The sequence below is a fragment of the bacterium genome (genome assembly GCA_020444065.1).
In the GTDB taxonomy this organism is placed as follows: Bacteria; Sumerlaeota; Sumerlaeia; order SLMS01; family JAHLLQ01; genus JAHLLQ01.
Map to the genome: position 1 here is coordinate 222,861 of JAHLLQ010000001.1, position 11,095 is coordinate 233,955.

Genomic DNA, 11,095 nt, shown 5'->3' on the forward strand with positions numbered 1-11,095 from the left:
AGAAGATTCCCTTATATTATTATGGCTTGTGTCTCGTATGAACCCATCACCATGCAAGAAGAATCTTTTTCACCGGACAGGGCCAAATCCACAAGTTCTCTCCAAATACCGATTGAAGCGACGGGGTGACATGCAGAGTCTACCCCATGCTTGGACCGGTCTTGTTGCACTCGGGATTCTCAACTGTGCATCGGGAGGAGGAAGAAGCGGAGTTTCAGCCATCGGCCTTTACTAACTGATCCATGTTCACCGTGGCTTCGCCAATTTGCAACTCCCTAACCCCATGCATAACTGCTCCAAGTAGCTTTATGCCTTGTTTCGGTACATTTTTTACCCATTTCCGGTAGATTTGGCCGCTGAGAAACAGAAATAAAGAAAGGGCGCGAGGTGGAGGGGACTATGACTCATCGCAAATATCAAATTCATGCGGTTCTGCTGGGAATCTGGGGAGGAATGCTGCCCCTGGCGGCGCCTGTCCAGGCCGATCCGCCGCCGGCTATGTATGCTGAGGCTGCACCGACAGATTCAGTTTGCAGCATTGCTCTCCTCTCCGACTCAAGTGCGCTTCCATATGCCAAAGATGTTATTGAGGATCGTACTTTTTATTGGGGGCAGGCAGGGGAAGCTCTTGCGCTTCGCGAAGGAGCCCAGGGAGAGACCCTGCGTCTCTATCTGGCGGTCCAGCCCGAATTCCTCGCCAGCGATGATTTCGACGCCGCTTGGGCCGATGCGGCCGGTCGCTCACTGATCCGAGAGGCCGAGTCGATGAAACTCCGTGCTACTCGCTATATCCTGATGGTTCCGGATCCCAAGGCGGGGAAATGGGTGGATGTTCAGAGCCTGCTGGAAGCCGAGCCGGTGTCCGAGTGGAACCCGCCTCCGGATTACGCCACGGATAAGGAAGCGACACGCCTGGATAAAGATCCCCACCGAGCCGCGCCAACGATCAATCCCGGCTGGGCCAACGGCTCCCTCTCGGGAAAGACCATCTACATCAATCAGTCTCACGGTTGGTTCGACGACTTCACATGGACGGGCGACCGGTGGCGCGTGCAGCGCAGCGCAGCCTATGGGATTCTGGAGGATTTCGATTCGCCGGAGTTCATCGATATGTACGTCATTCCGGCGCTGCGTAACGCCGGCGCCAAGGTGCAAACCGTCCGCGAAATGGACCTGCAGACGAACATGGTGATCGTCGATAATGCAGACGCCGAGTACGCAGAGACGGGCTCCTGGTATGCTTCCTCGTACAACGGCTTCAAACACAAGACCACGGCCTCGTGGGAAGGCGTGACGATCAATCCCTTCAATCAGGGAAGCGGTGAGAATCGTCTGGCAAACATCACGACTGGCGCAGCAACTGCAACGGCCACCTGGACAGCAACGATTCCGGCAGACGGCTACTATAACGTGTATGCGAGTTGGTCGGCCTACAGCGCGCGTGCGCATGACGCGCAGTACCTGGTTTATCACAGCGGCGGCGTCACCGAAATCCGCATGGATCAAACGATCGATGGCTACACGTGGAACCTGCTCGGCAATTTCTACTTCGAGGCCGGTGCACCTGCGACGGAACGACAGGTCGTTCTGACGAATTCGAGTAGCGATACCGGCGCAACGAATGTGTCTTCGGATGCCGTGCGCTGGGGCGGCGGAATGGGCGATGTGGCTCGTCACACAAATGGAGTAAGCGGGCGCCCTCGCTGGGAAGAGGAGGCCGTAAACTACCTGCAGTTCAACGGCTTCGGCTACAGTGGAACGCTGTACTCCGGCGATGACGATGAAGCCGGCGGGTGGTCGGATCGTCCCCAATATGCGCGCTGGGAACACAGCCAGAAAGATGGCTCGGTCGAGGACGCCATCTATTTCGCATGGCATACGAACGCCAGCGGAGACGGGTCCGCACGCGGCCTCACGACATACCGCCACACAAACGCCAGCGCCGCGTCGGAAACGCTGCAGTACTTGATGCATGACAAAGTCTACAACGCTGTCGAAGACCTCTGGATTCCCGGATGGACGGTTCGAGCGAAGAACGTCTACGGCTTCAGCGAGATCAACCAGGACAACCTCGGCAGCGGATTGCCCGGCTTCCTGTTCGAGGGACTCTTTCACGACAATTCGAGCGATGCGGCCGCCTATGCAGAGCCAGAGTTCCGCCATATCATGGCGCGTGCGATCACGCACGGAGCGATCGATTACTTCGCTCAGCGCGACGGATACTCCGCAGTGTATCCTCCTGAAACGCCAACGGATTTTCGCGTCGAATCGCTTGGCAGCGGACAGGCCCGACTGCGCTGGTCTCCCCCGCCGTCGGATCTTACGAATATCCACTTCGGCGATCAGGCAACGGGCTACAAAGTCCAAAAGAGTTCGAATGGTTTTGGGTTTGATGATGGAGCCGTCGTCACCGGCACAGAGTTGATCGTCAGCGGTCTTTCCGTCAACTCCGCAACGTACTTCCGCGTGGTTGCGACAAACGCGGGCGGTGAGTCTTTCCCGACCGAGACTCTTGCGGCAAGCGACGGCGGCGCGAGCGTTCTGATCGTCAACGGATTCGATCGGAACGGGTCTGCCTTGGTGCCGCGCGAAACGATCACGAATGCCGGCACCGATCTGCAGCGCTGCGATTGGCGCAACTTCCAGGCGTTCGACTATGCCGTCGAGCACGCAAGTGCACTCGCCCCGACTGGCGTTCGCATCAGCAGCGCATCGAACGAGGCCGTAGAGAACAGTTCCGTGACGCTGTCCGACTATGCGGCCGTCTTCTGGATCTGTGGCGAAGAGTCAACGGCCGACGAGACGTTCTCCTCCACCGAACAAAGCCTCGTTTCGAGCTACATGAACGCAGGAGGCAAGGCGCTCTTTGTTTCCGGGGCCGAAGTGGCCTGGGATCTGGCGAATCTGGGATCGGCTGCGGACCAGACATTCTTCGCGAACTATCTGCGTGCGACCTACGTCGGCGACGACGCGGGCACTTATCAGGTCTCCGGAACAGCCGGTGGGCCGTTTGCATCGCTGGGCACAATGGACTTCTCCGTCGGGGCGGGCGCGAGATACGATGCGCAGTATCCGGATCGCCTCGGAACGACTGGCGGCTCCATCGCGGCCTTGACTTACGTAGGAGGCACCGGTGGGACGGCCGCCGTGGCATACGATGGCGCCAGCGACTCGATCTACCTGGGTTTCCCATTCGAGTTGATCGCGGATGCTGCCGATCGCGAAGCATTGATGCAGGACGCGGTGGATTTCTTCGGATTGGCCGTCGTGCCGACACCGACTCCAAGTCCGAGTCCCACGCCATCACTCACGCCCTCTCCGACACCTTCCGACACTCCAACGCCTACACCATCTGATACGCCAACTCCAACTCCGTCAGATACACCAACACCGACGCCGTCGGATACGCCGTCGCCCACACCATCCGACACGCCAACGCCTACTCCGTCGGACACTCCTACGCCGACGCCATCGCCAACTCCTGCGACAGACAACGAGTTGATTGATGATTTCGAGACTTACACCGCGGGGACGCAGGCCAGGTTCCGCGATCCGGACTATTCGGGATCGACTGCGGGGATTAACACATCTACCGACGACGCCTCCGTTATCGTGACGAACAGCAATGCGATCCTGGATGCAAGCATTGGCACTTCCGACGGTTCCAACGCGGAGCGAGTGGTGTTTGACCTGAACAGTCCAACTGCGGGATTCGTTCGCCTGACGACCAGCAACGTGACCATCGGAGGAAATCCAGAAATCCGCCTCGATCGCGGCGTTTCGGTCTACTACAAACTGACGGGCGGCGAGATCGATATGGGCCTATGGATTCGCGAATCGAATAGCGATGGTCCGACCGGCGATGATGGAGGCGGAACCGGCGCCGTCGAGGAAATGGATGCGACAGTCCGACTCGTGCCTGGAGACTGGCACTACGCATGGTTCGATGTTCCGAATGCGTCGTGGAATGCGATCACAGGCAATGGGCAGCTGGATGGAACCTGGGGGGTGCTGGAGGCCCTGACGTTCCGTCCAGCCGCAACAAACTCAACCACCAACATCGAGATCCTGATCGACGATCTGTACTCCGGGCCCGAGCACACGCCCCTATCGCTCTTGCCGGGTGATGAAGATGGGGACGGATTTGTAACGATTCAGGAACTGAATGCTGTGGTGATTGCGTTCCGTGGCCTGGCGCCCGCTCCGGCAAGTGCCGATACGACACCGGACGGAATTATCACATTGAGCGAACTGAACGCGGTCGTAGTGGCGTATCGCGCGAGTCTGAACTGAGTCTTACTTGGCCGCTGCGCTTTCGCCGGCGCGGCGGCCGCTGAAGATCGAGTCGTCGGTCCAGTAATACTTCCACTCGCCGTAGCGACCGCACGTGTGGATGCCCTTTTCTTTGACGTATTCTTCGACGATCGCGAGGTTCTTCGCGCGCCCCAGATCGAACAACACGTTCGCATAGGGAATGCGCTTCTCGACGGCGACAGCGATCTCGTCATCCTCGTGAAGAATGCCAATGCGTGTGGCATCTTCCAGAACCCGGTTCAGCACATCCTGCACTTCCAGCGGGCGATAGCGCGAGTGATACACTTCGGCCTGGAAGCTTGAGCATCCCTCGGGCGCATTGGCCGGCGAAAGCATCGATGGAAAATTCCCGCGCGCGAACAGGATGTCCTCGTCGTAGAAGTATTGCCAGTGCGATTCGGGCTCGAGTGCTGGGCGTTTCACACCAACATTCACAAGCACCAGCGATGTACAAACGAGTTCGTTCGCAGCATCGAGAACATTCTTCGGGACATCCTTGATTCGGCGGATCAATTCCGGTAGCGGCAGCGAGGAAACAAGTTCTTCGAAGGAGACCTTCTTCCCATCCTCGAACTCGAGCGTTTTCGTTTCCAGGTCGATCAGGCAGACTGTGTGACTGGGATGGAACGTACCATGACCGGCGACGGAGTTGACGTACTGACCAAAGCCGCCCTTCTTCGGGTAACGGAACAGCGAGATGTAGTGATGATCTACGTCCTGCGGCGCGACGGCCCCTCGGAGCACCTCGCGAATCGATGGGCGGTGCATTCGCGAGCCAACCCAATCCGTCGACATGTTCGATGGCTCGGCGGTCCAGTACTTCCGTGTGTACTTGTCCGTGAACTCCCGAGAGAAGGTCTCGCCAAGACTCTGTCGGCACCAGTCTGCATAGTGCCGAAGGGGCCCTGCCTCTTCGTAATGAGCGGCGATCATATCATGCACACAATCGACAACAACTTCTGTCGGCAAACCGTGCAGGTTCGTCTGGGCGGGGTGCTTCACCCAATGGCCTCGCCAGTAGTTCGGCAACTTCGCACGGTGCTCGTAGAACTCGCCCTTCAATGTCTCCGCAAACAGGTCGCGAATTTCTTCGCTCTTCGTGAACGAAACGTGAGGGCCCTCGTCGAACAGGAATCCGTCGGTCTCATGCGTTTGAGCATGTCCACCGATATACGAATTCTTGTCGTAGAGATGAGCGTCGCAGCCCAGCTCCGTGGCCTTCTGAGCAGCGGCGAGACCCGAGAGGCCTGCGCCCAGAATTGTCACGTTCTTCATAAGCCATTCCCTGTATGACGACCAGAGAGCCGCCGTCTGTTTCAGACTCGCGCCGAAATGAATTCGCGGAACATGTCGACCATGTACTCGCGCATCGCATCGTTAATTCCGGGGTAAACCCCGATCCAGAATGTGCGGTTCATGATGATGTCCGCATTCGGTGTCTCGCCGGCGATGCGATACTCGACGTTCTGATACGCCGGCTGGCGCATCAGGTTTCCGGCGAAGAGCAGTCGCGTGCCGATCTTCTTCGATTCCAGGTGGCCGGTCAGTTCATTGCGGCTGAACGGGGCGCCTTCGCGCACGGTAATCGGGAAACCGAACCACGATGGATTACTGTTCGGCGTCGCTTCCGGCAAGATGAGGAACTCCTCAAACTGCTTCAGGTTTTCCTTCAGGAACGCGAAGTTCTCTCGCCGTCGCTGAATGAAGCCGGGCAGCTTCTTCAACTGCGACACACCGACGGCGGCCTGCATATCGGTCGCCTTCAGGTTGTAACCGATGTGGCTGTAAATGTACTTGTGATCGTAGCCTTGGGGCAGATCGCCGAGTTGCCACTCGAATCGCTTGCCGCAGGTGTTGTCATGCCCAGGCGGGCACCAGCAGTCGCGCCCCCAATCGCGGAATGATTCCGCCGAGCGCTTGATGATGCCCTGGCTCATCATGACGGCGCCGCCTTCGCCCATTGTAATGTGGTGGGCGGGATAGAAGGAAACCGTCGCGATGTCTCCCCAGGTGCCCGTGCGTTTGCCTTCGTACTCGGCACCCAGCGCGTCGCAGTCATCCTCGATCAACCAGAGATTGTGCTTCTCGCACAGGGCTTTCACAACCTTCAAATTGAACGGGTTCCCCAGCGTATGGGCCATCATGATCGCCCGCGTCTTCGGGCCGATGGCCGCTTCCAGTTTCGCGACATCGACGTTGTAGGTCGGAATCTCCACGTCGACGAGAACAGGGATCATTCCCAACTGGATGATCGGGTTGATTGTGGTGGGGAATCCCGAAGAGACGGAAATTACTTCGTCGCCAGGACGCAGTCGACGATCCTTCAGCAAGTGCGATGTGAGAGCGGCGAGGGCCACGAGATTTGCGGAGGAGCCCGAGTTCACGAGCAGGGCATAGCGCGTTCCGACTTCCTCGGCCAACTTCTTCTCGAACTCGTCGCCAAAACGTCCTGTGGTCAGCCAGAAGTCGAGCGATGCGTCGACCAGGTACTGGACGTCTTCCGCATCGAATACCTTTCCGCTAACAGGAACGCGGTCCTGGCCGGGAGTGAACGGCTTTTCAGGCCAATTCGCCGCCTGGTATTCGGACACGAGGCCCAGGATTCTCTCTCTCAGTGCTTTTGCGTCGGACATTGATTCCCTCGTTCATCGAGCGCGTGGCTTCTGCGCTCATAGTTGGTCGTTTGTGTCTACTCCGCCTGGCTGCGAATGTAATCGATGGTCGCCGTCAGGCCATCCACAAGCGCCGTCGTCGGGTACCAGCCAAGGCGGTATGCAATCTTTGTGAAGTCGGCAACGAAGTAGGGAGCTTCGTGCCGCGAACGGCTGGCCTTTCCGAAGCGGGCAAGGTCGGCCGGTGCGCCAGCAAGTTGAATCGTTCGCATAACCATCTCGCGAACGGAGCACGCGCGATCCTGGCCGGCACCGACGTTGAACACTTCGCCGAGGACTGCACTCTCCGGTGCTTCCGCACAACGGCGCAGCGCATCCGCCACGTCATCCACGAATACGTAGTCGCGAATCTGGAGCCCGCTGGTCAGTTCGATCGTCTCCCCCGCCAAACTCTTGCGTACAACCATCGGAATCAGTTTCGTCTCGCGCTCCATGGGACCGAAGACGCTGAAGGGGCGAACCGTCACCAGGGGAAACCCTTCGTGGCGGCAAAGGTAGTCGAGCATTTGCCAGCAGGAAGACTTGCTCGCGCAGTATAAATTCAGCGGCCGCAGGGGTACTGACTCGTCCATCGGAAGTCCGCGCGGTTCGTATTCGTGACCGGAGCCCGTGTAAACAAAGCGGCGAATCCCATGACGAATAGCAGCTCGCGCAAAGACAGCGGAGCCTTCAACATTCACACGAATGATGCGGTCGCTTTCACCCTCGGCATGCACGCCGGCGGCGGCGACATGGAACACGATTTCTGGCTTGGAATTCTCAAGTGCAGCATCAATGGAGGTGGGATCGCAGAGGTCCATCCGCACGACACGAATCCGATCGCGCACGGCATCCAGACGATAAAGGTGCGCGTCAGACGTGTAAGCGCCCGTCACATCGTAGCCATTGGCGACAAGGTGATGAACGAGTGCGCTGCCGATCAGACCGGAAGCTCCGGTCACGAAGGCTTTGCGATTCTGTCCAGATGCTGTCATTCTCGTTTTCGTCCTTCTCTCTCAGGCGGATTCGTAAGCCTGGATGTCGGCGAGGCAAGCATCGCGCATGGCCTGCTCGCCGGCGTAATAGCGTCGATACCAGGCACTCGTGCGGCGAATCGTCTCGCCGAAATTCCACCGGGGATACCAGTCGAGCTTCGAGATCGCCTTCTCGATGGCGAGCCGGAGAATGCCGGCCTCGTGCGGATGGTTGCCGTGGCTTTGATCATCCCAACTGCCACTCCCCCACTCTTCGACAAACGCGTCGGCTAACCTGCGAACGGTGGCCTCGTTGCCAGGCAGAGGGCCGAAGTTCCACCCGTCGCAGTACAACTCCGCGTTCTCTCCGCCATGCATTTTCTCGGCGAGCAGGAGGTAGCCACTCAGCGGTTCGAGAACATGCTGCCAGGGACGAATCGCCTGCGGGTTGCGAATCTCCACGGCTCGCTCTTGCGAAAGGCACTGCACCATGTCCGTGACGATGCGATCGACAGCCCAATCGCCTCCGCCGATCACATTTCCTGCGCGCGCAGATGCCAGGTGGATACCGTGCTCAGCGACCTTGCCCGGATGGAAGAACGAACGGCGGTAAGATGATACGACGATCTCTGCCGCGCCCTTGCTGGCGCTGTAGGGATCGTAGCCGCCCATCGCGTCGCACTCGCGATAGCCCCAGATGTGTTCGCGATTCTCGTAGCACTTGTCGCTGGTGATGACCACGACTGTGCATGGATGATCGGCGAGGCGAACAGCCTCCAGCAGATTCACAGTGCCCATCACGTTGACATCGAATGTCTCGCGCGGCTCGCGATAGCTGAGGCGCACAAGCGGCTGCGCAGCGAGATGGAACACGACGTCCGGCTTCGCTTCACGAACGGCCGCAACGAGCGCTTCGTGATCACGCAAATCCGCTTCGTGGTGGCGAGCCAGCGTTTCCTGCACACCGGATACAACGAAGTTGCTCGGCTCTGTCGGAGGAGCGAGCGCGTAACCCGTCACCGATGCGCCCATATCGGCGAGCCAGAGGGCGAACCAGGAGCCCTTGAAACCCGTGTGCCCGGTCAGGAAGACCTTCTTGCCGTTCCAGAATGCGCGATTCATCAGGACCACATCTTCCAGGGCGCTTCGCCGCTTTGCCAGAGTCGTTCAAGTAGCTCCTTCTCGCGAAGGGTATCCATCGGTTGGAAGAAGCCTTGGTGCTTGTAGGCCATCAACTGTCCGTCTTCTGCAAGTCTCTCCAGGGGCCCGCGCTCCCAGATGGAAGGATCGCCCTCGGTGATATAATCGATGACCTCTGGCTCGAGAACGAAGAAGCCGCCGTTGATCCAGCCCTCACCCGTCTGGGGTTTCTCGAGGAACTCCGCGACACGGTCGTCATCAAATCGCATGCCGCCAAATCGAGCCGGCGGACGCACAGCCGTCACCGTTGCAAGTTTTCCGTGGGACTTGTGGAACTCGACAATCTTGTCGACCGGAACGTCCGCCAGACCATCGCCGTACGTCAGCATAAACGTCTCGTCGCCGATCCACTCCTTCAAACGCCGAACGCGTCCTCCGGTCTGCGTCTTCAGACCCGTATCAACCAGGTGAATCAACCAGTCTGGCTGCTTGATGGAGCGAATCACCTTCTCGCCGGCGGCCAAGTTGATCGTCAGATCGTTATTCAACTCGTAGAAGTGAAGGAAGTACTCTTTGATGTATTCGCCCTTGTAACCAAGCGCGATGATGAACTCTTTGAAACCCGCTGCGGCGTAGATATTCATCACATGCCAAAGGATCGGCTTGGCGCCGATCTCCACCATGGGCTTGGGACGAAGAACTGTTTCTTCGCTGAGACGAGTGCCGAATCCGCCGGCCAGAATAATGGTCTTCATGACGTGTTCTTTCCTTAAGAGCGATCAACCAGCGGTGTCACCGCGCAGCTTCTGATATTCCCAGTCCAGCACCCGAAAGAGCACCGGCGTGATCATGCTTCCCTTGGGCGGAGGCGCCTTCTGCGCGATTTCCGCGGCCTTCCAGATATTCTCCCCAAAGACCTCCGGTGAATAGCCTGCGACGATCTCGAGGCTCCGCTTCCCCATCGCGACGGGATCCGCGTCGGCTCCGGACACCGCTTTCAGGCAACGTGCGATGTCTTGCGTGTCGCGGGGGTTGAATGCAAAGCCATTTCTACCCTCCTCGACCAGTTCGGACGACCCGCAATTTCGCGAAACCAGGACCGGAAGCGCCGAGGCCATCGCCTCGTTCACGACGAGCCCCCACTGATCTACGGTGCTGGCCAGGACGAAGGCGCTCGCCAGGCCGTAGAACTCGGGTAAAGTGTCGATCTGTTGGAAGCCGGGAAAATGGATCGCGGATTCCAGCCCAAACGCCTGCCGATGCGCAACCAACTCCTCGCGCTGCGGTCCATCCCCCACCATCACCAGGTCCCAGGCCGCGTCCGGTGGAGTCTCCTTCCGGTAAGCCGCAAAAGCGTCCATCAGACGGAAGAGGTTCTTCTTCTCCACGAAGCGACAGGACGAGAGGAAGTACCGCTCGGGCAGGCCGTTCTTCTCTCGAACAGCCGTGGCATTCTCTCGGACTTCCTCTGCCTTGCTTCGGAAGTAATCGTTATCGACGACATCGTATCCGCCGACGATTCGGTCTGCCTTGAGGCCCAGATGCACGAGGTAATCGCCATGGCGCTCGCCGGCAACGATGCCTGCGGAGAAGAGCTCGACAAGGCGACGCTTCACCCATTCCTTCACGAAATGCCTCGGCGCATCGATCTCCTGACTGTCAGACATGGCGATGACCGGAATCTTTTTCCTGGAACACCACTGAATCGCCGCCAAAGCGCCGTTGTCCGACCAGCCGCCCACGGCCAGGGCGCATGGTTTCAAATCGCGCAATGCCTCGTCGAGCCGACGAGCGACTTCCCCCATCGAATGATCGCGAGAGTCGGAGTCCTTGAACAAAGTCACGCGGCGGACATTCTCCGGCAGATCCACATGATCCCAGGCGTAGGTCTTCGTTGTCGCGGAGAGTTCCACAGCCACCACTTCGCCATGACGCGCAGCACCGCGTAAGCGGGCCTGATGATAAGGCCCGATACGGTGGAACAGAATGGCGAGCGGAGATGTCATTCCGTGCAAA

Annotated in this window: 7 protein-coding genes; 1 reads left to right on the plus strand and 6 read right to left on the minus strand. The window is 58.7% G+C overall.

Annotated elements, in window-relative coordinates:
• The first annotated feature begins 399 nt into the window (after positions 1-399).
• Positions 400-4,293 (plus strand): N-acetylmuramoyl-L-alanine amidase, encoded by a 3,894-nt coding sequence (locus KQI84_00840; protein MCB2153405.1) that lies wholly within the window; start codon positions 400-402, stop codon positions 4,291-4,293.
• A 3-nt stretch (positions 4,294-4,296) separates the two neighbouring features.
• Here the strand turns inward: KQI84_00840 and KQI84_00845 are convergent, their stop codons facing one another.
• From KQI84_00845 to KQI84_00870, 6 genes are read right to left on the minus strand one after another with little or no spacing between them, the layout of a single operon-like run.
• Positions 4,297-5,589, minus strand: coding sequence for an NAD(P)-binding protein (locus tag KQI84_00845; protein MCB2153406.1), 1,293 nt, complete (start codon positions 5,587-5,589; stop codon positions 4,297-4,299).
• A 41-nt stretch (positions 5,590-5,630) separates the two neighbouring features.
• Entirely contained in the window at positions 5,631-6,947 is a 1,317-nt protein-coding gene (gene rfbH / locus KQI84_00850; protein MCB2153407.1) for a lipopolysaccharide biosynthesis protein RfbH, read from the minus strand.
• Positions 6,948-7,003: 56 nt separating this feature from the next.
• Positions 7,004-7,960, minus strand: a complete 957-nt coding sequence (locus KQI84_00855) for an NAD(P)-dependent oxidoreductase (protein ID MCB2153408.1) — start codon at positions 7,958-7,960, stop codon at positions 7,004-7,006.
• A 21-nt stretch (positions 7,961-7,981) separates the two neighbouring features.
• The gene (gene rfbG, locus KQI84_00860) at positions 7,982-9,061 is read right to left on the minus strand and encodes a CDP-glucose 4,6-dehydratase (protein MCB2153409.1); all 1,080 of its coding nucleotides are present in this window, start codon (positions 9,059-9,061) and stop codon (positions 7,982-7,984) included.
• Positions 9,061-9,834: a glucose-1-phosphate cytidylyltransferase gene (gene rfbF, locus KQI84_00865; protein MCB2153410.1), complete on the minus strand. Its 774-nt coding sequence runs from the start codon at positions 9,832-9,834 to the stop codon at positions 9,061-9,063. The genes rfbG and rfbF overlap by 1 nt, the downstream gene beginning before the upstream one ends.
• Before the next feature lie 24 nt (positions 9,835-9,858).
• Entirely contained in the window at positions 9,859-11,085 is a 1,227-nt protein-coding gene (locus KQI84_00870) for a glycosyltransferase (GenBank protein MCB2153411.1), read from the minus strand.
• Between the last annotated feature and the right edge of the window lie 10 nt (positions 11,086-11,095).